This window comes from Zobellia sp. B3R18 (assembly GCF_018860715.1).
Taxonomy (GTDB): domain Bacteria; phylum Bacteroidota; class Bacteroidia; order Flavobacteriales; family Flavobacteriaceae; genus Zobellia; species Zobellia russellii.
Genome location: NZ_JAHKQG010000011.1, coordinates 157,399 through 182,747, shown reverse-complemented (window position 1 = coordinate 182,747; position 25,349 = coordinate 157,399). Strand labels below are relative to the sequence as shown.

Sequence of the window (25,349 nt, the reverse complement as noted above, 5' to 3'; positions counted from 1 at the left end):
TTTTTAGTTGATTTTTCGTTTTTGGAACCAGAGGTCTTCCAAACTTAAGTTTAAGGTAAGTAGGTGAAAGTTTTCTTTTATTAGGATGTTCTGGATCTGACCTTTAGAACCATAGCTATAAGAAAGATTCATCATAGATCTTTGTCCTTGGCCAATGGGTATTCCTATTCCGGCAGTTATGTTATAGCCCTCTACCTTTTTGCCATTAATTGAGAGGTACCCGTTGTCATAGTTAAATCCGGTCCGGTAACGAATACGGTCTGTGTATTTGTAACCTGTGGGGTTTTTTACATACTCAAGGCCAATGCCGTAAATGTCCTGATCGGAATAGCTGCCCAAGCTTTCTGTCTGTCCTGTGGCATTCCAGTAATTTTTCTTGTAGTCGGCACTTAGGGTAAAGGAATCCATGATGTTTGTGCTTAACCCTATGCCGAGTTCTAAAGGCATATTAAAATCAGAAGAAGAATCACTTTCTCCATCTTCAACGGTAATTTCCGTACCATCCAGACTCTTGGTTACGGAGCGTTTAATAGCGCCTTTTAGACTGGTGGGAAATTGTATCGTACTACCCAATGTGAAATTCTCGGTAACGTCAAACTGCATTCCTAAACCAAATCGAATACCGGAATAGTTAGTGGTTTCCGTAGCGCTAAATGTACTTTGGTTGATGATGAAATTTTCATTCTCCTCTATGTTTCCAAAGAGAATGGATGCATTGGCTCCAAACCTAAGATTGGGCAGAACCGTATATCCTAAATTAAATTTAAGTTCACTTAAGCCTCCAATTCCGTTTACATTACTGATAAAAGTTTCATCGGTTCCTTCAATATTGGTATTTATACCTATCAATGAATATCCCATTTCGCTATATGGTACAAGAGAAATTCCTGCGCCTAGTCCCTCTGCTATTCTAAAGGCAAGTGCAAGGTTGGAAAAGTTAATAGTAGTCTTTGTTTCACTATCCGCTTTATTACTGTACTGGTTATATTCACCTTTTATTCCTATATCATAAAAAAATGAGCCTTGGGGAATTAAAGCAAAATTTGCTGGGTTCAGGTTGTTTATTTGATTGGAGGTCTTAAGACCTATTCCAGTATATCCCATGCCGTTGGTTCGTCCAATACTGCTCTGGTTTATTGCGCCCAAACCGTATAGGGAGTAGGGAGAACTGGTTAAACCTTCGGATTGTGCCTGTGCCGCATAAAGGGCAAACAAAAATAGGGTGGTAAAAAAGTGTGATTGTTTATTCATCTTCATCATAAATCGCATAAGTAAGTTCAAGTGTGGTACCTGTGGTGTTTATATCTGTGTTGAGTACAAATCGGTCTACTGTAGAATTGTAGTTGCTGGGGAGTAGAATAAGGGCGTCCGATGATTCTAGGTCTACTGAGAGTAAACCTTCCAAATATCCACTTAAAGGCAATTCATAATAGATATCGTTAAACTCTTGATTATTTCGGTTTAAAATGGCTAGCGCGGCCGAACCATCCGTAGCGTATAATTGGCCGGAGAGTTCATTGTTTTGATCTACGATAAATACGGATAGGGTATCTCTCAGCATCAATAGGTCATTATAAGAACCAACTGTTGGAGCAATTTTAAGGGAAGCATCCAACAATGTGCCCTGTCCTTGTATATTAAAGACTGATTTTATATGTGGAAATTCTATACGGGTAGCTATGCCTATACCAGATTGTATAAAACTTTGGTATTCAGTTTCAGAACTGTACAGGTTGGTTTCTTGATCCGTTAGTGCGGTTAGATATGTATTGGGTTCTTCTGCGGAAATTTGGTTAAAAAATGGAATAGGGGAGCTGGCAATGTTAAGGCTAAAGTCAGTGTAATATTGGATACGTTCATTTTCTCCAGCTATACTATAGTAAAGCCGCATGTTGGAGGCCAATGAAAAACCTTGGATGGAAGCATTGTTGTTCTCATCCGGTTGAACGGTAATACCATGAAAGTAATTTTTAAATTCATCATAAGTACTAATGTTTTGTTGCTGTAGATTGTCAAAAAGTGCTTGGCCAAAAGTGTTATTGATTTTTATTTCCAGAGAATCGGTAGATAAGGGTCTGGGGGTATACGTCAGGCTGCCCAAGTTTTCTTGGTCATAGTTTATGACACTCGTATTGTAAAAATTGATGCCGTCTGCTGGTTCAAGACTTTCGTTTGCTTGTTTTATAAGAAGGGTGCTAGTTTGTAGCGTGTCATTATAGAAATAACCATCTGGTCTTAGTAAAAACGTAATACTGTCATATTCCGCATCGGTATCAATAGAATAACTGCTAGGAACTAATTCCATAAAGCTGGCCGTTTTGACAGTTCCAAAAACAGGGTCGTTATATTTCCCGACTAGCATGCGTGCTGATTGTGACGTATCTATACTATCAAATTTCATGGTTGAAAAGTCTACCGTCATGGTGTCTAGTTGAATCACCCGTATATCGCTATCGGTAAAAGTGTCTCCCGCCTCAAAATCGGAACCGTTAAGGGTGTCCGAACTACAGGAGGTTAAAAGGATAAGGAAAACAAAAACGACCAAGGCATTTTTCATACACATCTATTTTAGGGTAAATGTATCGTGCCCTTTAGCGCTTAAAAACAGCAATAGACCAACCCCAATAGTTATAAGACCAATGCCTGTATTTCTACTATTAAAAAGAAAATCGATTTGGTAGATTAAAATCACCTGTTCATGTGTTAAATAAAGGGCTTCATCTATTTGGGTTTCATGGATGGGGACCGTGCTCTAGTTTTGACGAAAATTAACTGGCTAACAAAACAGAAAGCAAATGAAAGGATTCAAGCACTATATAGGTACCGTAACAATTTTTAGCATCATAACCTGTACACTGGCGAGTTGTTCTAATGATGACGATGATGAATATCTGGGGAATTGGGTAGATAGGTCGGTTTTTGATGGAAGCCCACGTAGTGGAACTGCTAGTTTTACCATAGGTAATATAGGGTATACGGGAGTAGGATATGATGGCGATGATTACCTAACTTCTTTCTGGTCATATGATATGGAGGGAGATTTTTGGTCTCAAAAAGCGGATTTTATTGGTACGGCAAGAAATGCCGCCGTAGGCTTTGAAGTTAACGGAACGGGATACATAGGCTCTGGGTATGACGGTCTAGATGAATTGGCTGACTTTTATGCGTACGATCCAAATTCTAACTCATGGCAGGCTATTGCAACTTTGCCTACATCAGGAAGGCGTAGTGCCGTTGCTTTTGGTGTGAACGGGTTTGGTTATTTTGGAACGGGCTATGACGGAGAAAACGATCGTAAGGATTTTTGGAAATACGACCCTAGTACAGATTCATGGTCCGAATTAGTTGGGTTTGGAGGCGATAAAAGAAGAGCGGCTACCACTTTTACTATTGGCGATAAAGTATACTTGGGTACTGGGGTTTCCAACGGTATTTATCTTGATGATTTTTGGGTATTTGATGCCACTACGGAAACTTGGGACAAAAAACTGGATTTGGATGAAGAAGATGACTATGCTATTACAAGAAGCAATGCCGTAGGCTTTACCCTTAATGGATATGGATATATTGCATGTGGTATATCTAGCGGCACTTTAGGTTCCGTTTGGGAATATGACCCAAGTACGGATGACTGGGAAGTAAAAACCAGTTTTGAAGGAACCACTAGGCAAGATGGCGTTGTTTTCTCCAACGGAACTAAAGCGGTCGTAGGGCTGGGTAGAACGGGAAGCCTTTATCTAGACGATTTGTATGAGTTTTTTCCTTTTGATGAGTATGAAGAGGAAGATTAGTTGAATTATTTGAGTGAGCTATGGGGCGGCACCACTTTTGGCGCTGTCCCTTTTTCTAATTACCTACCTATGAAAATAACAAAAATTCACTTTTTATTGGCAATCTTGACTGTTGCCGTTGTGTATATTACGCTCAATTATAGAGCAGTAGAAACAAAGGGAGCGAGGCCACGCTTAGAAACAATAGTGGTTGGTAAAGGTTATGGCTATCAAATTTTATACAAAGATAAGGTTTTGGTCAAACAAGAATTTATTCCCGCTGTTCAAGGAGATAGGACCTTTGTTTCAAAAAAAGAAGCTAAAAGGGTAGGAGATGAGGTTTTAAGGAGAATCATAAAAGGGGAAGCTCCGTTCGTAACTATTTCCCAGCTCAGAGATTTGAACATATCCAATATAGATTGACCAAATGAAGGCAACTAAAAGAAAATACTTCCCACAATGGTTGGTGCATGTCTTCTTATGGTGTGCCCTTTATGGGTTAATAGTCTATCCTTTTTTATTGGAAACAAGGTCCGTGCCTCCTCATATCCTGATAAAATTGGTAATGGCCGCAGCCTTATTTTACTTCAATTATTATTATTTGGTTCCCAGGTTTCTTTTAAAGAATCAGAAGAAGGCATATATAATTATTTCCACCCTGTTATTGTTGGTAATCGCTTACGGGGTTCATTTATTATTTCCGCCTGAAATACCAAAGAATTTTGGCCCCTTAACGGAATATATGAAAGAAAACAGAGGGAATAGAATCCCGTTTCGGGGAGCCTTTATACCCTTGGTTACCTTTGCGGTGCCGTATTGCTTCGCTATAATGCTTAGGGTTTATAATGAGTTGCAAAAAAACGAGAATCTTCGCAAAACGGTAGAAAAGGAAAAGGTTCAATCTGAACTTCAATTTTTAAAGACACAATTAAATCCACATTTTCTATTTAACTCCCTCAATACCATCTATTCACTGTCGGTTAAAAAATCACCCGACACCTCTGAAGCTATTATAAACTTATCGGAATTAATGCGCTACATGATATATGAAGCGGATAAAGATCTTGTGCCTTTAAACAAGGAGATTGAATACATTAAGAGTTATGTGGCATTACAAAGGTTAAGATTGGCCAATAGCGAAAATGTATTCTTAAAAATTTCGGGTGACGATTCAGGAAAGATAATACCGTCTTTATTGTTCATCTCCTTTATTGAAAACGCCTTTAAATACGGCACCGATTACCAAGGTAAAACCATGGTTAAAATAAACCTTTTGATAAAAGAGAGGTCTATACAGTTGTACGTGCTGAACAAAATTGGCAAGCATAGGGTGAAAACTGAAAACAGTGGAGTTGGCCTGCAAAACGTAAAAAACAGGTTGAATTTTCTATATCCAAATTCCCATTTCCTGGAAATAGAAGATGACGGTGTTAATTATGAAGTTAATTTAATTTTAAATCTATAGATTATGAACTGTATATTAATTGACGATGAACCGTTGGCCATAGAGATATTGGTAGACTATTGTATGAAAGTAGGTTTTGTTGAGGTGGTGGGTACATTCACGAACCCCCTTGAAGCTATTCCGGCCATAAATGAAAAGAAAGTAGATGTTATTTTCTGTGATATTGAAATGCCACAGATAAACGGTCTTGATTTTATTAGTGCACTGGAAAATCGTCCACTTTTTATATTTACCACAGCATATTCTCAGTACGCAGTAGAGGGGTTTGAACTTAATGCGGTAGATTATCTGGTAAAACCCATTCCGTATCAAAGGTTTATTAAAGCGGTTTTAAGGGCTAAAGAGCTGTTGTCAAGAAAAGAAGCACCTGCTGCTTTAGTCTCTGCCAATGTGTTCCCGTCTAATGGAGATGGAAATGAAAGCCAAAAGTTCATTTTTGTAAAATCTGAACATGAAAGTGTCAAGATTAATTTAGATGATATACAGTACGTACAAGGCCTAAAAGATTATCTGAAAATTCATGTAGTGGGAAGTAATAGAGCTATTTTAACCTTGCTCAGTTTTAAGGATATTTTAGAGAAATTACCTCAAAACCAGTTTATAAGAGTACATAAATCCTTTGTGGTAAATGTGAACTTTATCAAGACCATACAACGCAATAGAATTGTTATAGATGATATTCGTATACCTATAGGGGAGAGTCATAAATCCCAGTTTTTCTCAATGTTAGGATTGTAATAAATACGACGAGTTTCGGGCAAAATGAGGTTTTTGGGCTCTTTGGGTCTATGAAAATTCTTTTCGGGACGGAAGCCATGTAACCTAGAGGGTATACCCCAATTCTTCTTTTAATTTAATGGACATTACCTGGGTTCTGTTCCTAAGTTTTTTGGCACTTGTAAGTAAGTTCTGGGTTTGTAAAAGACGGTCTACTAAACTATTTTGGTATTCTTTACTACGTAACAATGTCTGGTAGTCAGAAGTCTCGCCAAAAGATTTTATACGTGTGTATTTTGGGTTGTCCTTAGAAAGCATATCCTTTAGGGCCAAGTGTTTCTCAAGGGTAGGTTGTAATCTGCCCAGAATAATGTCCCTGATTTTTAAATCTATCGATTTTAATTTCTGGATTTCACCGGGATAATTGGTAATCAAACTCTTTAAGGAATCACTTTCAATAAACTCAAATTTAGTAGTGCTTATAACCGAGTTTACGGCACCGTCCAGTAGGTTTATCTGCGAGTAGTCTATATGTACAATGGTGTCCTTTGCGCCCTGGCTAATTTCATCGGAAGAAAGACCTATATAGTTCATTGTGTCTTCCAGTGTTTTTGTGGTGTTGGAATAGCGGTCAATAGAACTGTTCAGGTTTTTTAGGTTGGTGTTTAGCTCGTCATACAGGCTTTCGTAGATTTTGAGCTCTACAATTCTGTTTTTTCGGATCTCATTTAGATCGTTAATTTTCCAAGCAATTAAAATACCTATGACAATAAGAAAAATTTCCCCAAAGGCATAGACCAAATAGCTTTTGAGTTTGCCCGAACTCAAGAGCTTTTTTCGTATTTTTCTAAAGACTGTCATAGGTGACTATTCTTTTTTTAAGGCTTTGATATCTGTAATCAATTGTGCGATTGAGGCTCGGTTCAACCCATTATAAATGCCTCTAATGTGTTTGTTTTTATCAATGAGCAAGAAGTTCTCTGTGTGTAAAAAGTCATTTATGTCTTTAGGAATACCTAAGTCGTTTTCAACAAAATATTGATTTCTTCCCAAATCATATATTTCCATTTTATCACCGGTAACCAAATACCACTTGTTGTTAAGGATGCCATTTTTTTGCGCATATGATTTAAGCTGAGGAATAGAATCTATTGTGGGGGTCACCGAATGTGATAACAATAGTACCTCTGGGTCATTTTTAAAAGCAGCCTGTACTTTTTGCATATTTCCTGTCATTTTTAAACAAATACCAGGGCATGTCGTAAAGAAAAAGTCCGTTACATAAATTTTATCTTCAAATGTGCGAGGGGTAATGGTATCCCCCATTTGGTCCACAAGAGCGTAGCTGCCAATTTTGTGAAATGCCTTTTCTTCTGGCGAACCAGGTTCTAGCCAATGGGGCGTAAAAGATTCGTCTTCATAGTATGGAAGATATTCTATTCTACTGGTTTCCGCTTGGTTCTTTTCCTCTTTGCAACCTGTAAAAAGTGTAAGAGCCAAAAGGAGTGTAAGGGTGATATTTTTAGTTTCTAACAACAACTTCATCTTCTAATTGATAACAAGAGTTAGCTCTTCGCATGCCAAAAATCCGTCCATTTTTAGCTTCATAATTAACGTATAGCTTTCCATTTTGCAGCCAAGCTTTTTGTAACCCTTTTTCCTTGCCATTTGAGAGTTTTCTTTCTTTGGCGAGAACGCCATTGGCGTACCACATTTTTTGGGTTCCTTCCAATGCTCCGTCTACATAGGTAGATTCTTCGGCCAGTTCGCCATTTGGCCACCAAACTTTATAATTGCCTACAAGCCGGTTCTGTTTATAGTAAGATTGTATGCGCAACGCACCATTGGCTTCCCATCTTTTGGCAATGCCTTCTCTTTTGCCGTTTAGATACCCCAGTTTCTCACTTAGGTTACCATTTGGGTGATATGCTATGGAATACCCATTAAAGGGTTCGTCTTTATAGTACCACTTGCCTTCATTTGGGTTGAGCGTTAAATGCTTTTTTTGTAGTTCAAAATTATTGATGACAATGGTTTTTTCGGCAACGGGTTCTACTGCCGAGACCTCCTTACAACTAGAAATAAAGAGCATTGACAATAGCATACAACAAAAAAGTGATTTCGCCATAATGTCTAGTATCCTTGGTAAGGTCCTGCAAAGGCTAAATAAGAACCTGTTGTAGAATATACCTCATTAATAATATGGTAGTGGTACTCTTCTTCACCATCGGTATACTGCGTAGTTGACACATGCCCTCCCGAAGCGTCAAGGTCTGTAGGGTATGTTCCCGTGGCATTACACTTTCTTCCGTATAGAAAGACACCGTCTAAAAGTATGCCCACTAACTTATCATCATCATCTGAAAATGCTTTAGGTTCTAGGTGATAGTGGTACACTCCCGGCCCGATGTGGGCGCCGGTCCAATCCAAACTGGCAGCAGCCTGGTCCAATGGTCCGCCACCTTCTTGATCATTAAATATAGAGGAGCCGCTCACGGCAATGCCAATGGTGTTAAAATCAGTCTCTACGGTATTACCGGTCAGGTTTGGCGTAGCGTCTACGCGTATAGTGGTTGCATTGTTGTTGCTTGTCATGATGCTGGGCGTCAATGCCACATCCGGTTCTTCTTTATAGAGGGAGCTACCTTCGCCCCAGTATACGGTTTCGTGATTAGGTAGGCCGGTAGTTTCAATAACCACTTGGGAACCATCTAAATATATAGTGGTAGCATCGGTATTGAAAGCAGCAAAGGCAGCATGCAGTTCTGTTACGATTTCTTCTTCGGAATCTTCGTTTAGGTCAGAATCCGTTACGCGATCGGAGCTACAGGCAATAAATCCAATACATATTAATACAGCGGCAAAACCAAATGGAATGATTTTTTTTAGGGCTTCCTTTTTCATAATGTTTGTTTAATTAAATCGATTTTTAGGCTTTTCTATTGCTTTTTTCCTCTTTTGGGTTTTGGCGCTTTTTTGAGTTCATCCAGAGAAAGGTATCCGTCTTCGTTCGTATCTATTTTTGCAAAGTCGTTTTTTAGAGGGCCTTTTACCTCTTTTTCGGAAAGTTTACCGTCCTCATCTGCATCCATCTGTTTTATCAATTCGGTGGCCGATGGTGGCTCTTGACCTCGTTTTTCTTGGGCAGATGAAGTTTGAACTGCGATAAGGGTAAAAGCTGCGGTAGCAACTACTGTGTAAAATGATTTTTTGTTCATTGTATTTATTTTTTAATTATTTCTATTTGTGATGACAAAGGTGGGCAAAGGTTAGATGCGGAATGACGGCAATCTGTAAGTGATAGAAGGTTTTCAGTGAATGTCGGTTTACACTCTGTAAACTGTATGGTTTTAGCCGTTTAGAATGGTATTTTAAGGGCTCTGACGAGAAATAATTACTTTAATTTGTAGCATGAAACAAACACATCGTTTTCTTTTTCATGTATTTTTATGGATGGCCATTTGGTTTATGGCTTGGTTGTTACTTAATGAAAATGCGCGGTTTTTAAACAAAAACGTATCTTCCTTTATCATGCAGATCGTGGTTATAGCCGCACTAATTTATCTAACTGCCCCAGCCTTACTTTTCAAGAAAAAGTATGTTCTTTTTGGAGTAGTGTCCTTTGTTTTATTGATTATTTGTTCATTTCTGATTTCTGAAAATTTAATGTCTCCTGAGAATAGTATGAGGCCCCCGCCGGGAGCGCGTAGAGGTGGCCCGCCAATGGCTCCTCCCCAAATTTTAATTCAGTTCTTAATACTTTCCATTGCCTACGTGTTGGCCACATTTGTGGAAACTTTTTTGTTCGCCCAAAAGAAAGAAGAGGAGACCATTAGAAACAAAAATGAAAACCTTCAGATGGAATTGAAGTTTTTAAAGTCTCAGATTAACCCCCATTTTTTGTTCAATTCGCTTAATAATATTTATGCCCTTTCGGTAATTGATTCCGGCCGTACACAAGAGAGTATAGGAACTTTGTCCAATATGCTTAGGTATGTACTGTACGAGTGTGAACAGCCTATGGTTTCCGTTAAAAAGGAGATTGCTTATATTAGTAATTATCTGGATTTATTCCGTTTAAAGAGCAGTAAACCCTTTCCGATAAAAACCGATTTTCAATTGTCCAATTCCAACGCGATTATAGCGCCAATGCTATTTATACCCTTTGTTGAAAATGCCCTAAAGCACGGAAATGTAGACCATGCAGCAGATGGATATTTGGAAATAAAAGTTCGTTCGGATAACCAAAAGATAGATTTTTATGTGTCCAATAGTATTTCGGAAACGCCCGCTCAAAAAGACGCCGTTGGTGGTATAGGATTGGAGAATGTTAAAAAACGATTGGAAATTCTTTATCCGCATAAACACAAATTAAATATTGAACAGACTCCTAAAAGTTATACCGTAAATCTTAGCATCAATTTAGATGGAACCCATTAAATGTATTGTAGTAGACGATGAAGAACTGGCGCGAGGCCTATTAAAAGCCTATATAGAACGGTTGGATTTTTTAAAGCTCGTGGCCGAAGTTGCCAACCCTTTGGAAGCCCTGAACATTATGAAAAGTGAGCGGGTAGACTTACTTTTTCTAGATATTCAGATGCCAGAAATAAAAGGTACGGATTTGGCTAAGCTGGTCCCGGAACATACACAGGTCATATTTACCACGGCCTATTCCGAATACGCTTTGGAGGGGTTTGAGCTTAGTGCACTGGATTACTTGTTGAAACCCATTAGTTTTGAACGTTTTTTATCGGCAGTAAATAAAGCAAAACCTAATAAAGAAGTACCTACTAAAGACAAGGACTCTGCGGATAGTATTACCATTAAGTCGGGTTATGACCTTCACAAGCTTAAGTATGAAGACATTCTCTATATTGAAAGTGATAGTGAATACGTTAATTTTTATTTGGGCGATAAAAAGTTCATGAGCTTGCAGTCGCTAAAGAAACTGATAGAACTATTGCCTACAGACCAATTTATGCGGGTACACCGTTCTTTTATTGTAAACCGTAAAAAAGTAACGTCTTTAAAAGGGCGTGATATTTATATAGGGAATAAAGAGATTCCCGTGAGTGCCCAATATTTTGATGCAGTAAAGGAGGAATTGTTTTAAGCAGCTTTAATTGGTCTGCTGTACGAGTAAAAAAAAAGGACCTAGATATTTCTAGGTCCTTTTTGCATTTTAAGTAGGTATGTTCTAGGTGAAAACAGATAGGCTTTTGGGAAACCTAAATAGTTTTCAAAATATTTTTAGTTCAATCCCTCTTGGGTTGAAATTTGTTCTATTGTTACTTCTGCAACAGCATTATCCGCCTCATGGTTCTTATTGTCATTGTTATAAATGATAATTGCAGTTACAAAGCTTGCAAAATAAAGTAGGCTTTTTAATTTCTTGTTCATAACGGTGGGGGTTTTGATTTCTGAAGCTAATTTACGGCGACTATGAACTCAAAAAACCCGATTGTTGCCAAATGAGCTTTTTCTGATGTCAAACTAAAGTATAATGTTGAATACCATTTTTGCTTAACGATGTTTTCTATCACTTCATCGGAAGTGCTGTTTTTACTGCTGTTTTTGGAAGCTTATTAAATTTGGTTTTTGAGGTTTAATCAGGTCTTATAAGACAGGTACAATGATAAAGAGTAGTATGTTAGTCGTGTTTTAGCTTCTTAAACCCAATTTCCCAAACAAAAGCTCCGGCCATATAGACCATGAAAAGGGCAAAGGGTAACGAGGTTACGATCAATAACTTTTGAACTGCCGTAAGTACATCTATATCCGGTTTGGCGTTTCCTAAAAGAAGTAGGGACATGGTGGCCAGTAAAATAAAAACGGCCCAGATAAGTCTGTGTTTTTTGCTGGGGTTCTTTTTCCCGTGATCCGTAAACATGCTCAGAACGAAAACGGCAGAATCTACAGAGGTCACCAAAAAACTAATAAGTAAAAAAATGGTAGTAAAATTTAGGAGCGTTGCCATGGGATAGTTTTCAAAGAATACAAAAATGGAGGAAAAGACATCTCCAAATTCATTGTTGTACGTACCCCAAGACGTTATAAGTTCAAAAGCCGAAGTGCCAAAAACCGAAAACCAAAAAAATGTACCCAAAGACGGAATGATCAAAACGCCCAAAAGCAATTGACGTAGGGTGCGCCCTTTTGATATACGCGCAATGAAGATTCCTGTAAACGGAGCCCAAGCCAACCAAAAGGCCCAATAATAGAAAGTCCAATCGGTTAGAAAGGTCATTCCGGGGTTATAGTTCCCGTATGCTAGACTCATAGGTGCAAAATCAATAAGGTAGTGAAAGGTAGCCATGGCAAAGAACATTACTATTCCTGGGACATCACTCATCAAAAAAATGAACAGAAGTAGAAGGGTTGTAATCAGAATATTCACTTTTGAAATAATCTTTATGCCCTTATTGACTCCTTGCCAAGCGGAATAAAATGCGATTGCCGAGATGAGAACGGCCAAAAGTAACGTAGTGGTTACACCAAAATTGGTGGTGAAAACATGATTAAGACCGCCGTTTATTTGTGTTGTACCCAAACCTATTGCAGCTATGAGTCCAAAAACAGTGGTAATGATGGTCATGATATCAATTCCACTTTTGGCCAAAGGATTGGAAATAGTATCCGCTATGGTAGAGCTTACCCTTACTTTCTTTTTCTTTACGAAGAGTGCATAGCCTACAACCATGGCAAACAGTCCGTAAAAGGCCCAAGCTGTAAACCCCCATTGATAGAAAGTGAATTCCAATGCTAAAATTTCGGGTTGCAAATCAGAAGTGTAGGGCGGGTGCTGTTGCATAAAAACAGGTTCCTGTACGGCACGGAGCAAAATTCCTGAGCCCATTCCTGCACTGTAAAGCATAGCCGTCCAAGCCCAAAGGGAGTGTTCGGGTTTTGAATTTTTCTTGCCCAATTTAATTTTTCCGAAAGGCGAAAAGGCGATTGCCAATAGAAAAAGCACGCATCCCAACCCTAGATAAAGGTAGAAGAACCCAAAATAATTCCTGACCCAGACCGAAGCCGTTTCAATAGCTTCATAGCTGGTTTCCGTGGCAAAGAAAACGACAAGGGTAGACAGGAAAATTATACCGATGGAAACGGAAAGTAAAGGGTTTTTAAGGTGCCGCATGCTCGGTAATTAGGGTTCAGGTTTTTGGTAAACAAGCGTAAAATAAGAACTTTGACCCAAATCCGACTCCAATACTGCCATAAACTCTTCTTTTTTAGTCTGTATAAGAATGGCCGCGGTGTTCGGAGCTACTTCACCTAAATTTTCGGCATGTAGGGTAATCGTATTTTTTCCGGGCTGTAATGTGAGATTGAAAAATTGCTTTTTACGCTTCAATTTTACATGTTGAATCGCAACTGCGCCATTCAAGTAAATGTTAACGATATCATCATCTATTCTGCGGTGGTCGTAAAGTGCCAAGCGCACTCTTTTTTCAAAAACTGTATAAGTTTTTTTACTGTCTATTAAGATGCGGTCCGCAATTTTATCAGGTGGATTCGTATGGGTTACACCTTCTTTTTTTAGAAGTCCGGTTTTGTCCTTTGGTCGGGAAGGGAGGGCTTTTACAGCAATGCCCGTAACGGTAATGTCTTTGTTAAAATCGATTAATGAAGATTTTTTGCTCTCAATTTTAAGGGCTATAGTTACATGGTCATAAGCTTTGTCAGGACGAATAATAAAAGTGAAATAGCCCCGGGAAGTATAGGATGGAGGCGGATGAACAGTTAATTCAGGTTCGGATTGAACAGCATCTACACTATCCAAAACATTCGCATTGATTGCACCATGGTCCGATGGAAATACGGCTATAGGATACGAATAACTTTGGTCTGGCAATTGTCTTCCAAAAATCCAAAACCCAATTTCATATGCTTTACCTAACTGCAAAGGTTCTTTGAGCTTTACGGTTACAATAGATTCATAGCCCAAGGGAGCCCATTGTGGCATCTCCAATTCATTTGAAGCGGAAGCCTGCCCGCGAACAAAGTTCAGCGTTGCAAGGCCCAATAGTAAAATGAATATGTGCAGTTGGTTCATTTTGCTCTGGCAATATTGCGGATCATACCACCAAAGATAAAATAATGAAAAGGTACAATACTGTACCAGTATAATCGTCCTTTGAGACCCCTAGGTCTGAACGTTGCCGTTTGGTGCAGTACATTGTTTTCGTCAATTTTAAATTCTAGCCAAGCTTCTCCGGGTAGTTTCATTTCGGCAAAAAGTAATAGGCGTTTTGCTTTTTTATCGGCTAGAAGAACCCGCCAAAAATCCAGTGAGTCGCCGGCATAAATTTTATCGGGGTGTGTTCGTCCACGTCTTAATCCCACCCCGCCTGAAAATTTATCGATTATTCCCCTTATTTTCCAAAGCCAGTTTCCATAGTACCAACCGGTTTCTCCACCAATTCTCCAAATGTTGCGCAAGACCTGTTCCGGATTATCTACTTTTATTTTTTTCTCGTCTTTCAGAACGCCATACTTAGGAACTTGAATATACTTTTCTAAGTTCTTTTTAAAGCGGCCGCTTACCATACTATCCTTCCAGCTGCTGACCACCAGGTTTTGTTCTATTTTCTTAAAGGCTAAATCAATCGCTTCTTTATAGGAATGAGGTTTTAAACCTAAAAGCTTTTGTAACCTTTGATCTTTGGCAATAACTTCAATTTTCATACTATCTACAAGGTTCAATGCCAATTTGTACGATGTTGAGGTAACAAAATAGAGCCAGTAGCTAGATAGCTTTGGCGTCATTACGGGCACGGTAAAAATATAATTCTTAAAACCGCGTACTTCCGCATACTGCTCTAGCATTTGTTTATAGGTGAGTACGTCCGGACCGGCAATATCAAAAGAATCGTTATAGGTTTTTTCATTACCCATAACACCGGTCAAAAAAGCCAGAATATCCCGGATGGCTATAGGTTGTGTTTTGGTCAATACCCATTTTGGAGTAATCATTACGGGTAATTTTTCGCATAAATCACGAATAATTTCAAACGAAGAACTTCCTGAGCCTACAATAATTCCAGCTCTTAAAACGGTAAGTTCAAAAGAACCTTCATAGAGAATGCGCTCCACATTTTTCCGGGACCAGAGGTGCTTGGAAAGATTCTCTTCGTTCACGATACCACTCAAATAAATGACTTGCTTTACTTGGGTTTCACTTAGATAAGCATTAAAATTTTCTGCGGTCTTGGCCTCTAGGGTGTCAAAATCCTGTGTAGACGAACTCATGGAATGAATCAAAAAATAGGCTACATCTATGTCTTTTGGGACCACTCCTTTTTGCATGTCCTTTAAAAAATCTATTTCTAGGACCTGTATCTGAGCCCGCATTTCTTTTTCAATAGAAAATCGGGTTTCATCTCGTACTGTGCATACCACTTCATGGTCCAATTCCAATAATTGGGGTAGCAATCGCATTCCTATATAACCGTTAGCGCCCGTTAAGAGAATTTTCATAAGCTTTTTGGATGTTTATAAGTCTTCGATGGAAGTAGGGGCATTATCGGCTTTATAATTCTGAATTTTGATAAAAAACTTCTGAATCGCTTTGGTATCGGCTTTTACCTTAATAAAATAATGGTCTCGATATATGGAGTAAATACCAATGTCACCTTTGTATAAAGTAAGTTTGTAAAACGGAATAACTAAAGCAAAGGTCTCTAATAAAGACCTGAAACGAACAATAATACCTTTGGGCCTTAGCTCAATGTTACATTGATCGCGATTGTTATCCAAAATGAGCAAGTTTCTGATTTCAATGCTCGTTTCAGTAATGAACAATCTAGGCGAGCCAATACCGCCCATGTTCCAACGTTCCCTTAATGGAAAGGGCTTGCCTACTGCTTCATCTATTTTTTTTGTAACCTGTTTATCGGTATATGATACGTTCAAAAGCATATATGGTCCTATTTACAAATTGGATTGTTGCGCTCAGGGGCTGCATTTCTATAAAGTTAAAGAAAAGCGAGGCCAATACCGCCTGTCTTAGGGTAAAAGCGCAAAAAATGATTAGTTTTGCAGCCTGAAACGAAACATGATATGGGTATTCAAGCAATTTTAGAAACCAAGGTTAAGGAAGCGGTCGCAGCTATTTTTGAAAAAGAACTGCCGTCGGTAGAATTTCAGCCAACACGCAAGGATTTTGAAGGTGATGTTACGGTGGTTGTATTCCCCATGCTTCGTGTAGTTAAAGGAAATCCAGTTCAGATAGGTGAGCAAATTGGAGCTTACTTGGAAAAAGAGGTTGCTGAAGTTACCGGTTTTAACGTCATAAAAGGTTTTTTGAACCTGGTGATCGGAGATGGTTTTTATCTTGATTTCTTTAATGGAGTAAAAAATGATGCCACATACGGTCATGTACCCCAAGAGGACAATAATGCCATAATGGTAGAGTATTCTTCGCCAAATACCAATAAGCCGTTGCACTTGGGGCATATTAGAAATAACCTCTTAGGATATTCTGTAGCCGAGATTTTAAAGGCCTCGGGGAAAAAAGTGTATAAAACCCAAATTATCAATGACCGTGGAATACATATTTGTAAAAGTATGTTGGCATGGAGGCGTTTTGGAAATGGCGAAACCCCGGAAAGTACAGGGTTAAAGGGTGATAAGCTTGTAGGTAACTATTACGTAGCTTTTGATAAGGCCTATAAGGCCGAAATTGCCGAAATGGTTGCTAATGGAACAGACAAGAAAGTTGCGGAAAAGGAAGCTCCAATTCTATTAGAAGCCCAAGAAATGCTTCAAAAATGGGAGGCTGGTGATGAAGAAGTTGTAGCGCTTTGGAAAGAAATGAACGGCTGGGTCTACAAAGGTTTTGATGTTACTTACAAAAATCTTGGGGTAGATTTTGATACGCTGTACTATGAAAGCAATACATATTTGCTAGGTAAGGACGTTGTGGCCGGCGGATTGGAAAAGGGTATTTTCTATAAAAAGGAAGATGGTAGTGTTTGGATAGATTTAACTGATGAAGGTCTTGATGAAAAAATAGTGCTCCGTTCCGATGGTACTGCGGTTTATATGACCCAAGATATAGGTACTGCTATACAAAGGGTTAAGGATTATCCAGATGTGGGTGGTATGGTATACACGGTTGGTAATGAACAGGATTACCATTTTAAAGTGTTGTTTCTGATTTTGAAAAAGCTAGGCTTTTCATGGTCTGAAAACCTACACCATTTAAGTTACGGAATGGTAGATTTACCTAGCGGTAAAATGAAGAGTAGGGAAGGTACCGTTGTGGATGCAGATGATCTAATGAACGATATGACCAGTACGGCAGCTCAAATATCCGAAGAGCTTGGAAAGCTGGAGGGGTATTCTGAAGAAGAAAAAAACTCCCTCTATAAATTGATAGGCTTAGGCGCCTTAAAATATTACATTCTAAAAGTAGATCCTAAAAAGACAATTCTGTTTAATCCGGAAGAGTCAGTAGATTTTCAAGGAAATACGGGGCCGTTCATCCAATATACCTACGCACGTATCCAATCTATTTTAAGAAAGGCCAATTTTGATACCGCTACGGATATAGAAATTACAGCTCTTGGTGGTTTACACCCCAAAGAAAAAGAACTTATTAAACAGTTACAGTTATATCCTGAGACCGTACAATTGGCAGCGGAGAACTATAGCCCGGCACTTATTGCCAATTACACGTACGATTTGGTGAAGGAATTTAACTCCTTCTATCAGCAGGTTTCAATTCTTGGGGAAACGGACGAAAACAAAAAAGTACTTCGTGTGCAGCTATCCCAAAAAGTGAGTGAGGTAATTGCATCCGCCTTTAAACTTTTGGGGATTAATGTTCCCGATCGTATGTAAGCCCAAGCGGCTTTACGCAATTTAAATCCGTTTTTGGAGTTGTAGAGGATATGCTAACAGAGTACAATTTCAAGATTTTGGCAGTAGCATTTCTTTGCATTCAGGCGCTTTATATAGTGTACTATACGTTGGGGCTTTATGCGTTGAATCCGTTTGTAAGGACCAAACCTCTTACGGAAAAAGAAAAAAGGTTTCTTACGGATAATTTTGCGGTGTATTCTAAGCTTAGCCCTTCCCTAAAGGCAAAATGTGATAAACGGATTATATGGTTCAGGAGTAGAAAAAAGTTCATTTTCTATGGAAAAGTGAATCAAAAGAAAGAGTTAACGTTACTTTTAAGTGCATCCGTGGTTCTAATGGCATTGGGTCTTAAGAGCTATAAAATGCGTAAATCACTGTTGCGTATTGTTATTTATCCCTCAAAATATTATTCCCGCATTAACAGAAGGCACCATCTAGGGGAGTACAACCCTCGTTTTAAAACGGTAATTTTTTCTGCGGATACCATTTGGGAAGGATTCCGTATTGCCGATGATAATGTAAACTTGGCCTTACATGAATTTGCACATGCGCTAAGTTTTGAAATGATTAAACAGAGCTCATGGGAAGCTCGGAAGTTTAGAGTGGGACTTAAGAAAATAAAAGAACTTTTTCTTAGGGAGGGCTATGCCCAGAAGTTAGTGGATTCCAATTATTTTAGGGATTACGGTATGACCAACCTACAGGAATTCTTCTCTGTTGCCGTTGAAAATTATGCCGAGACACCGCACCTATTTTTAGCTGATTTTCCGGAGTTGTACGGTATTATTCAAAAAATGTTAGGTTTTGATTTTCAAGTACTTCCTAATGAACCGTTAGGTGGGGTAGCCATGGAAACGTAATAATGTCTTACATAGCCAAGCTAGGTCTAGTGTCCAAATGGTTGGTGTGCCATATTTTAAGCTGATTGGTATGGTCTATGTTCCCTCCGGATAAAATTACCATCACCCTTTTTTTATTACAGCTGTTTTTTAGCCATTGCACTACGCCTTGCATTGCCATGGCACTTGTAGGCTCAACGTGCAATTTTAATAAATGGGTCAGCCATTGGGTCCAGTAAATTAACTTGGCTTCTGCAACCTCGTACATGCCATTTAAACGTTTTAGGTACTCAAATGTAATGTCTCCTACTGCCATGGTCATTGCACCATCTGCGAGTGTGTCCGGTGTGGCCTGTAATCTCTGAATTTGGTTGGTTCGCAATGATTCTGCTGCATCATTGGCATTTAAAGGTTCAACGCCAAAAACTTTGGTCTTTGGAGATAAGGCATTGGTTGCGATTACGGTACCGGATAAAAGTCCGCCTCCCCCACAAGGGGCAAAAACGGCATCTATACCTGAAACCTGCTCAAGTGCCTCACATACGGCCGTTCCTTGCCCGGCTATGACTTGGTTATGGTTATATGGCGGTATCCAATACGTTCCTTCTTCTTTGGAAGCGGAGAGTACACTTTCATCGGCAAGGTTTCTATTTTCACAAAGCGCTACCTTGGCACCGTAGGATTGGGTAGCCTGTATCTTAATTTTTGATGCGTATACGGGCATATAAATAGTAGCGGGAATGTTGAATTGGCGTGCGGCCCAAGCAACCGCTTGCGAATGGTTACCGGAACTATTGGCAATGATGTGTTTTGGTTTTTTGTTGTTTTCTACCAGCCAGGCAATTGTATTGCAGGCCCCTCTGGCTTTGAATGCACCTATTTTTTGAAGACATTCCGCTTTAAAATAAATTTCATGCCCGAGCCAATCATTTAATAAAGAGGAGGTGAAAATTGGGGTTTGGAGCACATAATTGTCAATGCGTTTTCTGGCATTTTTAATATCTTCTATTGTAGGCATAAATGGAAGGTTTCTAAGAAGTGAAAGAAATAATTAATCCTTTAAAATTAATTATAATTAATGGGGGAGAGCTCTTGAATTCTTATTAAAATCGGACTCTAAAACTAACATTGGGCGTAAGACCTAAAGAAACGTTTTCTACTTTTTCTATCTCATTGTCTTCATTCAAACGATAATAACTGTTTAAAATATTCTTTCTGCTAGTAAAATTCAAAACGGAAATACCTGCGGATGCTTTCAATTTTTCTGTAATGTTGAAATTGTAAATGGCGGAAGCATCGGCGCGTAAATATTCGGGTAACCGGCTACTATTAGGATCTTGGTAATTAATTCTATTAGGAAAAAAAGAAGTGTCCAATGGTTCATCCGGATCTGGCTCCGTATAGGGTTTTCCCGTACGATAGTTTAGCCCAATACCCAATTTAAAGTTCTCCAACGTATAGGTCCCGGCAAAGGTAGCGGCATGTCTTATATCTAGGTTGTTCGGGAAATTGGGGGGTAGAACTTCGGAGAAATTGTAATTGTTGAAATTGTAGGTGTAGCTGGCCCAAACACTATAGTTATCGGTCTTTTTGTTGATTAGAAATTCAACGCCTTTTACATCGTACTTTCCTATTTCCCCATTAAACTGATTCTGGTTCTGAAAGCCTTGCGTTGAGGTGCTAATGCCATCCACTTCTTTATAAAAGGCCTCAAGTCCTACGTAAAAATTTTCATGGTCGTAGTTGATACCTATAGAGCCTTGTTTACTCTTGGTAATAGGTAGGCTTTCTCCGTCCGATACTATCCAACGACGTTTTTCTATACCTAGAAAATTTTGCTCCAAATCAATAATCTGGTTGATAGCTTGACTCTTGAATTCGCCCAGCGCCTGAACTTTTAAATGCCTTGTAAGAGCATAGTTAAAACTTAATCTTGGTTCTAAAATATACTCCTTAAAAGTGTCCGGATTTTCTAAATAGTTCAATCTAAGTCCGCCTCTTGCATAGATTTTTTTATCGGTTGATGTAAAGGTGAGTTCAGAAAAAAGAGCGTGACTCTTAATAACGTTTCGGGCGTTACTCTCAAAAGGTGGTTGTGTTACCGATGTTTCATTGGCAATACCCGTATCTGTAAATTGATAGCCATTAAGCCAGTTGAAATTATCATTGGGCATAAAATTGGTACTGAGCTTTAAGGCCGTTTCTTCAACTTCATTATTCTGAAAAAGTATCTGCTCCGCATTAGCGGAAATATTCCGGGCGTCTAATTGGTACTGTGTACTGTAGAGGTTGATATACGTAGCGAATTTTTCGGTCCAGTCACTACTTAGGCTTGCTCCGAGAGATAAGTTGGTTTGGTTTAAGGCGCTGTGTATCTCATTGGTATCGGACATGTCACGTTCTGTGTAATCCAATAGATTATTAATGTTTATAAAGCTGAAACGAAACTTGTGCCGGTCATTAATATCATACAAAACCTTACCCGTAAAATCATAGAAATAGAAATTCCCCTCTTGAGTTACTTGACTGTCATCAAAAACACGAGTAAAGAATTTATCATAGGTAGGGGTGTCAATAAGATCTGTAAGGGAGCGTCTGGCCGAAAATTGAACAGCAACCTTATCGGTAATGGGTAGGTGTCCGTAAACGTCACCGCCAATAAGATTGAAACCTGCACCTGCAAAAAAAGTGTCTGCAATGGCATCTTTGGTACGCATATCTATAATACCACTTACGCCATCGCCATATTGACTTCCTGTGCCATTTTTTATTAAGGTTACTTTCTCTGTCAAATAAGGGTTAAAAGCTGATATCAACCCAAAAAAGTGTCCGGATTGGTACATTTTTATACCATCCCAGAGAATAAGGTTTTGGTCATTGCTTCCCCCGCGTATGTTAATGTTGGACACGGTTTCGTCCGTACTCTCTATGCCGGGCAATGCTTGAACAGTCTGTAAAACATCAGGTTCTATAAGTCCCGGTAGGATGCCAAATTCCTCACTGTTCATTTGAAAGCTTCCATCGGTTTGTTTTACAAGGCCTTTGGTAAGGAATTCATAAACAACCACTTCTTCTAGTTGTTGGTAAAACTGGGCGAGCAAAAGGGTTTTACAAGGTTCTTTTTTAATTAGCTCATCAGCGTTAACAAAAAGGGTTTTATAGCCTAAGTGCTTAATTTGGACAGAGGCACTTCGGGGAACGTTGTGCAATACAAATGTGCCGGTCTCATCAATAAAAGTGGTAATGTTGGTTCCCAAGACCTTTACACTGGCACCATAGAGGGTGTTCATCTTAAAATTATCCAGAACCGTGGCGCAGATAGAAATAAAATTGCTTTTGGTAAGGGTGTAATACCGCTCGTTAATTTTTTCTAGGTCAACTTGGGTCTGGGTCTCAATATCATCTAAGATATTGGGCAATGAAGTTTGTTGCGGAACATAAATTTCAAGGCCAAGTACTTCACTATCCGCATAAGAGAATTTAATATCAAATTCTTGCTCTAGCTGTTGCAAAAAAGTAGACAGCGCTATTTTTTCGCCAGTTTGTGCTATAGTATCGTGTGAGGTTATAAAACACGTAAGACCTAAAATAAAAAGAAGAAGTTTACGGATTTTTATCGCCATAGAAGAGCACTTTGCTGCCCTCAAATTTAAACTTTATTTGCGAGGGTGCGCTTATGCTCTTTAACGCAACATCCACATCCGCATTGTTAAAAGTTCCGGTGAACAATTGTTCTGTGTCTATATCCTTGGTTTCAACCGTAACATTATGCTGTCTTTCAAATTCACTAAGGACATATTTAAGCGGAACACTTTTGAAAGTACTTTCATTATTGATCCAAGACGGATGTTCCGTTTTAGATACCGGTACCTGGGTAATTTTACCATCTATGACCAAAAAGGAATTTCCGGCGGGCAACTTGGTTTCTTTATCGTTAAAAGTAACACTTACCAATCCTTCAAAACAGGTAACTTCAAAAAAGCCCGGTCTGTTTTCTACATTAAATTGAGTTCCTAAAACAGCAACTACGCCATCTTTTGTTTCAACGGTAAAACGCTCGCCCTTGGCCACTTTAAAAAACGCCTCACCTTTAAGTTCAACATTTCGTTCTTTGCTCCATTTCCGTTCACTAAAAGAGAGTTCGGAATCTGCATTTAGTTGTACTTTGGAATTATCGGGAAGGGTAATTTCTTTGTTTTCGGCATATTTGGTAACAATGTTTTCATCTAAAGAGTTGAGATAAAAATACGAACCGAACATAATAACGGCCGCCGCTGCCGCAATACGTAAAAATTTCTTGAAAGGATGCAGCTGTACAACCTTGGTGTCCTTTAAAGTACGTTGGTTCTTTAAGGCCATAAGGGCTTCGTTAGCGTCAAAGGCTGGAGCTTCTAGCTGGCCCGAAGCGGCAATAATGCGCTCATAGGAAGCATATTCCGCAGACTTTTTAAACTCTGCGATCTCGGCCTCTGTGAGGTCATTGTTCAACCATTTTGCTAAGTGATTTTCTTGCATCAATTCTAGCTTTATGCCTTAGTAACAATTCATTACGTAAATACCCTACTTTTTAATTTTAGTATATGATAGCTATATATTAAAAACTATTTTAACCACTAACCACTAACCACTAACCACTAACCACTAACCACTAACCACTAACCACTAACCACTAACCACTATAAACTATATCCCATCAATCTTTTCCCGAAGTGATTTCAATGCCAAATGCATTCTTTTTTCAATAGCCTTTACGCTTACTCCTTCCATTTCGGCTATCTCTGCATATTTCTTTCCATCAATTCGATTTAATAGAAAAGTGGTCCGTTGGTTTTCCGGAAGGCTATCCAGGGCACGGTTCAATCTCTGTTTGAATTCGTCTTCCTCCATCAAGAATTCGGGCGATTCATGGGTGACCTTTAAGGTCTTGTCGGCATACTTTAAACGTACCTTTTCGGCTTTTATCACATTAAGGTACAAATTGTTGGCAACGGTGTAAACAAACGATTTGGCCTTTTCCGGAGAAACCTTGGCACAGTTCTCCCAAAGTTTTACAAATGCCTCTTGAACGGCATCATGGGCTTTCTCCTCATTGCCAAACTTATAATATATATAGTTGAAAACCGTTTTAGAATTAGCTTTGAAAATTGTATCAAAGACTTGCTCTTCGCAAACATTGCCTGTATTTTTGGTTTCCAATTAGGGTATTTTTTTTCAAAGGTATTTGAAAAAAATGAATTTGCTCAGGTAGGGTATTTTAAAAATGGGTTGTTTCAATTTCAAAGTACCCCTAAATTCCAAATCAGTATGAAGAAGTGTTTTAAATTTTCATTAGTAGCTTTCCTACTGGCTCTGCTAATGGCCTTGACCGCATGTCAAGATGAAGAGCCCTTTGAGGAGTCTATAGATGCTGAAAAAACTTTAACTGTTGATTCCGCCACTTTAGAACTTCTAAAAGAAGCGGTTTCCAATGATGGTTCGTATGACAATATTGTAGATGGTGCCAGTTGTTTTGATATTCAATTTCCCTATACGGTTGTAGTGAACAATGAAAGGCTAACAATTGATTCTATGGAGGGCCTACAGGTTCTGGAAGAATTTTTGGATGCTTTAGAAGGTTTCAATAGTACTATGGTTATTGTTTTTCCAGTAACCGTTACTATGGCAGATTACACGGAAGTTACCGTAGGTTCTAGAGCCGATTTGGAAAAACTTGTGACTCAATGTGTTGAAGGAGGTGCGGATGCGGATATTGAGTGCGTAGACTTGGTCTATCCTGCCACCGTATTTACCTATAATCCTGATTTTCAACAAACGGCTTCTGTAACCGTTGCCCATGATGCAGAGTTAAGAAGATTTTTTGCTGGTCTTGAAGATACGGATTTGGTGAGTTTTGATTATCCGGTCACCTTGATATATTTAAATGGCACCGAGGTTGTGGTTAACTCAAATACAGAGATATCCAGTATTTTGGAACAGGCCAAAAAGGCATGTGATGAAGATGATGATAACGATTACAATGATGATGATTTTACAAAGCCCCAATTAGACAATGTGTTAATTGATTGCCCTTGGAATCTAATTCAAGTACAAACAAAAGCTGAAAACCAATCTGAACAATACAATAGTTATGCGTTGTCCTTTATGGAAGACGGAAAGGTCACGGCCTATGATAAGTATGGCTACGGAATAGACGGTGATTGGAGTACGTTCGTTGAGGAGTATAGAGTTGTTGTGAAAATTAATTTTGAAGCAAACGATTATTTTACCAATACTTGGAAAGTATACGAAATTAAAGAAGGTAAGATAAAAATGTTCGTAGAGGATGACTCTATGGTGTTAGAAAAGAATTGCGACTATCAACCGGAAATATGTAATAAGGAAACCATTGTTGAACGATTGGGAGTATGTAACTGGAGACTGGCGGATGAAAAAGGTGAGTTTTTTGAGGAACAGAACGTAAAATTCGCAGAACAAGGTCTTCTGGTTTATGACCCCAATGGTGAAGTGGTAGATGAAGGAAGTTGGGACGTTACGGAAAATGTATTGATTTTAAAAGGTCTTACCGGGAATTTAGAAAGTTACATTGGCGAATGGCAGGTGCTTCAATGCGGCCAGGAGTACATGAAAATAAAGAGAAAAGAAGAAATTGTTGCATTGAGCAAAGTTTGCAACTAACTTTTAATA

At 38.9% G+C, this 25,349-nt stretch carries 25 protein-coding genes; 9 read left to right on the top strand and 16 right to left on the bottom strand.

The window, feature by feature from the left end:
- Positions 1–3: 3 nt before the first annotated feature.
- Together KO513_RS07310 and KO513_RS07305 are read right to left on the bottom strand one after the other, a co-directional pair.
- The gene (locus KO513_RS07310) at positions 4–1,260 is read right to left on the bottom strand and encodes an OmpP1/FadL family transporter (protein WP_252735706.1); all 1,257 of its coding nucleotides are present in this window, start codon (positions 1,258–1,260) and stop codon (positions 4–6) included.
- Positions 1,244–2,557, bottom strand: a complete 1,314-nt coding sequence (locus tag KO513_RS07305; protein WP_215912881.1) for a DUF4270 family protein — start codon at positions 2,555–2,557, stop codon at positions 1,244–1,246. Before KO513_RS07305 ends, KO513_RS07310 begins: the two co-directional genes overlap by 17 nt.
- Positions 2,558–2,795: 238 nt before the next feature.
- On the opposite strand from KO513_RS07305, the gene KO513_RS07300 reads away from it, so the two are divergent.
- The 4 genes from KO513_RS07300 to KO513_RS07285 all read left to right on the top strand — a co-directional run bounded on the left by KO513_RS07300 (position 2,796) and on the right by KO513_RS07285 (position 5,973).
- Positions 2,796–3,791 (top strand): Kelch repeat-containing protein, encoded by a 996-nt coding sequence (locus KO513_RS07300; RefSeq protein WP_215912880.1) that lies wholly within the window; start codon positions 2,796–2,798, stop codon positions 3,789–3,791.
- 69 nt (positions 3,792–3,860) lie between these two features.
- Positions 3,861–4,193, top strand: coding sequence for a DUF4907 domain-containing protein (locus KO513_RS07295; RefSeq protein WP_215912879.1), 333 nt, complete (start codon positions 3,861–3,863; stop codon positions 4,191–4,193).
- Between the two features lie 4 nt (positions 4,194–4,197).
- Positions 4,198–5,235, top strand: coding sequence for a sensor histidine kinase (locus KO513_RS07290; protein WP_215912878.1), 1,038 nt, complete (start codon positions 4,198–4,200; stop codon positions 5,233–5,235).
- Between the two features lie 3 nt (positions 5,236–5,238).
- A complete protein-coding gene (locus KO513_RS07285) occupies positions 5,239–5,973 on the top strand; it encodes a LytR/AlgR family response regulator transcription factor (RefSeq protein ID WP_215438382.1) in 735 nt (244 codons plus the stop codon).
- Between the two features lie 84 nt (positions 5,974–6,057).
- Here KO513_RS07285 and KO513_RS07280 read toward each other — a convergent pair whose 3' ends face one another.
- From KO513_RS07280 to KO513_RS07260, 5 genes are read right to left on the bottom strand one after another with little or no spacing between them, the layout of a single operon-like run.
- Positions 6,058–6,813 (bottom strand): hypothetical protein, encoded by a 756-nt coding sequence (locus KO513_RS07280; protein ID WP_215438381.1) that lies wholly within the window; start codon positions 6,811–6,813, stop codon positions 6,058–6,060.
- Positions 6,814–6,819: 6 nt separating this feature from the next.
- A complete protein-coding gene (locus KO513_RS07275; protein WP_215912877.1) occupies positions 6,820–7,497 on the bottom strand; it encodes an SCO family protein in 678 nt (225 codons plus the stop codon).
- The gene (locus KO513_RS07270) at positions 7,475–8,080 is read right to left on the bottom strand and encodes a toxin-antitoxin system YwqK family antitoxin (protein WP_215912876.1); all 606 of its coding nucleotides are present in this window, start codon (positions 8,078–8,080) and stop codon (positions 7,475–7,477) included. Before KO513_RS07270 ends, KO513_RS07275 begins: the two co-directional genes overlap by 23 nt.
- Before the next feature lie 5 nt (positions 8,081–8,085).
- Positions 8,086–8,856, bottom strand: coding sequence for a YHYH protein (locus KO513_RS07265; protein ID WP_215912875.1), 771 nt, complete (start codon positions 8,854–8,856; stop codon positions 8,086–8,088).
- 35 nt (positions 8,857–8,891) lie between these two features.
- Positions 8,892–9,170: an EF-hand domain-containing protein gene (locus KO513_RS07260; RefSeq protein ID WP_215912874.1), complete on the bottom strand. Its 279-nt coding sequence runs from the start codon at positions 9,168–9,170 to the stop codon at positions 8,892–8,894.
- 193 nt (positions 9,171–9,363) lie between these two features.
- On the opposite strand from KO513_RS07260, the gene KO513_RS07255 reads away from it, so the two are divergent.
- Both KO513_RS07255 and KO513_RS07250 read left to right on the top strand, forming a co-directional pair.
- Positions 9,364–10,392 carry a sensor histidine kinase gene (locus KO513_RS07255; protein ID WP_215912873.1) on the top strand — a complete coding sequence of 343 codons (1,029 nt, stop codon included), beginning with the start codon at positions 9,364–9,366 and terminating at the stop codon, positions 10,390–10,392.
- Complete coding sequence (locus tag KO513_RS07250; RefSeq protein ID WP_215912872.1) at positions 10,379–11,068, top strand: LytR/AlgR family response regulator transcription factor; 690 nt, start codon at positions 10,379–10,381, stop codon at positions 11,066–11,068. The genes KO513_RS07255 and KO513_RS07250 overlap by 14 nt, the downstream gene beginning before the upstream one ends.
- A gap of 137 nt (positions 11,069–11,205) precedes the next feature.
- Here the strand turns inward: KO513_RS07250 and KO513_RS07245 are convergent, their stop codons facing one another.
- The 5 genes from KO513_RS07245 to KO513_RS07225 form a co-directional block, all read right to left on the bottom strand.
- Positions 11,206–11,355: a hypothetical protein gene (locus KO513_RS07245; protein WP_215912871.1), complete on the bottom strand. Its 150-nt coding sequence runs from the start codon at positions 11,353–11,355 to the stop codon at positions 11,206–11,208.
- A 250-nt stretch (positions 11,356–11,605) separates the two neighbouring features.
- Complete coding sequence (locus tag KO513_RS07240) at positions 11,606–13,096, bottom strand: BCCT family transporter (protein WP_215912870.1); 1,491 nt, start codon at positions 13,094–13,096, stop codon at positions 11,606–11,608.
- A 9-nt stretch (positions 13,097–13,105) separates the two neighbouring features.
- Positions 13,106–14,014, bottom strand: a complete 909-nt coding sequence (locus tag KO513_RS07235; protein ID WP_215912869.1) for a hypothetical protein — start codon at positions 14,012–14,014, stop codon at positions 13,106–13,108.
- On the bottom strand, positions 14,011–15,438 hold the full coding sequence (locus KO513_RS07230; RefSeq protein WP_215438371.1) for an SDR family oxidoreductase: 1,428 nt from the start codon (positions 15,436–15,438) through the stop codon (positions 14,011–14,013). The genes KO513_RS07235 and KO513_RS07230 overlap by 4 nt, the downstream gene beginning before the upstream one ends.
- A gap of 15 nt (positions 15,439–15,453) precedes the next feature.
- Positions 15,454–15,879 (bottom strand): hypothetical protein, encoded by a 426-nt coding sequence (locus KO513_RS07225; protein WP_215912868.1) that lies wholly within the window; start codon positions 15,877–15,879, stop codon positions 15,454–15,456.
- Positions 15,880–16,020: 141 nt separating this feature from the next.
- Between KO513_RS07225 and argS the strand changes: the two genes are divergently transcribed.
- A complete protein-coding gene (gene argS, locus KO513_RS07220; RefSeq protein ID WP_215912867.1) occupies positions 16,021–17,805 on the top strand; it encodes an arginine--tRNA ligase in 1,785 nt (594 codons plus the stop codon).
- Between the two features lie 77 nt (positions 17,806–17,882).
- Positions 17,883–18,686, top strand: a complete 804-nt coding sequence (locus KO513_RS07215) for a zinc-dependent peptidase (RefSeq protein ID WP_215912866.1) — start codon at positions 17,883–17,885, stop codon at positions 18,684–18,686.
- Positions 18,687–18,693: 7 nt separating this feature from the next.
- Here KO513_RS07215 and KO513_RS07210 read toward each other — a convergent pair whose 3' ends face one another.
- The 4 genes from KO513_RS07210 to KO513_RS07195 all read right to left on the bottom strand — a co-directional run bounded on the left by KO513_RS07210 (position 18,694) and on the right by KO513_RS07195 (position 23,861).
- On the bottom strand, positions 18,694–19,683 hold the full coding sequence (locus KO513_RS07210) for a serine/threonine dehydratase (protein WP_252735703.1): 990 nt from the start codon (positions 19,681–19,683) through the stop codon (positions 18,694–18,696).
- A gap of 85 nt (positions 19,684–19,768) precedes the next feature.
- Complete coding sequence (locus tag KO513_RS07205) at positions 19,769–22,288, bottom strand: TonB-dependent receptor (protein WP_215912865.1); 2,520 nt, start codon at positions 22,286–22,288, stop codon at positions 19,769–19,771.
- The gene (locus tag KO513_RS07200; protein WP_215912864.1) at positions 22,269–23,180 is read right to left on the bottom strand and encodes a FecR family protein; all 912 of its coding nucleotides are present in this window, start codon (positions 23,178–23,180) and stop codon (positions 22,269–22,271) included. Before KO513_RS07200 ends, KO513_RS07205 begins: the two co-directional genes overlap by 20 nt.
- A gap of 168 nt (positions 23,181–23,348) precedes the next feature.
- Positions 23,349–23,861, bottom strand: coding sequence for an RNA polymerase sigma factor (locus KO513_RS07195; protein ID WP_215438365.1), 513 nt, complete (start codon positions 23,859–23,861; stop codon positions 23,349–23,351).
- A 108-nt stretch (positions 23,862–23,969) separates the two neighbouring features.
- Here KO513_RS07195 and KO513_RS07190 point away from each other — a divergent pair, with 108 nt between their 5' ends.
- Positions 23,970–25,340 (top strand): hypothetical protein, encoded by a 1,371-nt coding sequence (locus tag KO513_RS07190; protein ID WP_215912863.1) that lies wholly within the window; start codon positions 23,970–23,972, stop codon positions 25,338–25,340.
- Positions 25,341–25,349 lie beyond the last annotated feature (9 nt).

Coding starts and splice junctions, on each gene's coding strand:
- KO513_RS07310 (WP_252735706.1), bottom strand. CDS start 1,260: ATGATGAAGATGAATAAACAATCACACTTTTTTACCACCCTATTTTTG.
- KO513_RS07305 (WP_215912881.1), bottom strand. CDS start 2,557: ATGAAAAATGCCTTGGTCGTTTTTGTTTTCCTTATCCTTTTAACCTCC.
- KO513_RS07300 (WP_215912880.1), top strand. CDS start 2,796: ATGAAAGGATTCAAGCACTATATAGGTACCGTAACAATTTTTAGCATC.
- KO513_RS07295 (WP_215912879.1), top strand. CDS start 3,861: ATGAAAATAACAAAAATTCACTTTTTATTGGCAATCTTGACTGTTGCC.
- KO513_RS07290 (WP_215912878.1), top strand. CDS start 4,198: ATGAAGGCAACTAAAAGAAAATACTTCCCACAATGGTTGGTGCATGTC.
- KO513_RS07285 (WP_215438382.1), top strand. CDS start 5,239: ATGAACTGTATATTAATTGACGATGAACCGTTGGCCATAGAGATATTG.
- KO513_RS07280 (WP_215438381.1), bottom strand. CDS start 6,813: ATGACAGTCTTTAGAAAAATACGAAAAAAGCTCTTGAGTTCGGGCAAA.
- KO513_RS07275 (WP_215912877.1), bottom strand. CDS start 7,497: ATGAAGTTGTTGTTAGAAACTAAAAATATCACCCTTACACTCCTTTTG.
- KO513_RS07270 (WP_215912876.1), bottom strand. CDS start 8,080: ATGGCGAAATCACTTTTTTGTTGTATGCTATTGTCAATGCTCTTTATT.
- KO513_RS07265 (WP_215912875.1), bottom strand. CDS start 8,856: ATGAAAAAGGAAGCCCTAAAAAAAATCATTCCATTTGGTTTTGCCGCT.
- KO513_RS07260 (WP_215912874.1), bottom strand. CDS start 9,170: ATGAACAAAAAATCATTTTACACAGTAGTTGCTACCGCAGCTTTTACC.
- KO513_RS07255 (WP_215912873.1), top strand. CDS start 9,364: ATGAAACAAACACATCGTTTTCTTTTTCATGTATTTTTATGGATGGCC.
- KO513_RS07250 (WP_215912872.1), top strand. CDS start 10,379: ATGGAACCCATTAAATGTATTGTAGTAGACGATGAAGAACTGGCGCGA.
- KO513_RS07245 (WP_215912871.1), bottom strand. CDS start 11,355: ATGAACAAGAAATTAAAAAGCCTACTTTATTTTGCAAGCTTTGTAACT.
- KO513_RS07240 (WP_215912870.1), bottom strand. CDS start 13,096: ATGCGGCACCTTAAAAACCCTTTACTTTCCGTTTCCATCGGTATAATT.
- KO513_RS07235 (WP_215912869.1), bottom strand. CDS start 14,014: ATGAACCAACTGCACATATTCATTTTACTATTGGGCCTTGCAACGCTG.
- KO513_RS07230 (WP_215438371.1), bottom strand. CDS start 15,438: ATGAAAATTCTCTTAACGGGCGCTAACGGTTATATAGGAATGCGATTG.
- KO513_RS07225 (WP_215912868.1), bottom strand. CDS start 15,879: ATGCTTTTGAACGTATCATATACCGATAAACAGGTTACAAAAAAAATA.
- argS (WP_215912867.1), top strand. CDS start 16,021: ATGGGTATTCAAGCAATTTTAGAAACCAAGGTTAAGGAAGCGGTCGCA.
- KO513_RS07210 (WP_252735703.1), bottom strand. CDS start 19,683: ATGCCTACAATAGAAGATATTAAAAATGCCAGAAAACGCATTGACAAT.
- KO513_RS07205 (WP_215912865.1), bottom strand. CDS start 22,288: ATGGCGATAAAAATCCGTAAACTTCTTCTTTTTATTTTAGGTCTTACG.
- KO513_RS07200 (WP_215912864.1), bottom strand. CDS start 23,180: ATGCAAGAAAATCACTTAGCAAAATGGTTGAACAATGACCTCACAGAG.
- KO513_RS07190 (WP_215912863.1), top strand. CDS start 23,970: ATGAAGAAGTGTTTTAAATTTTCATTAGTAGCTTTCCTACTGGCTCTG.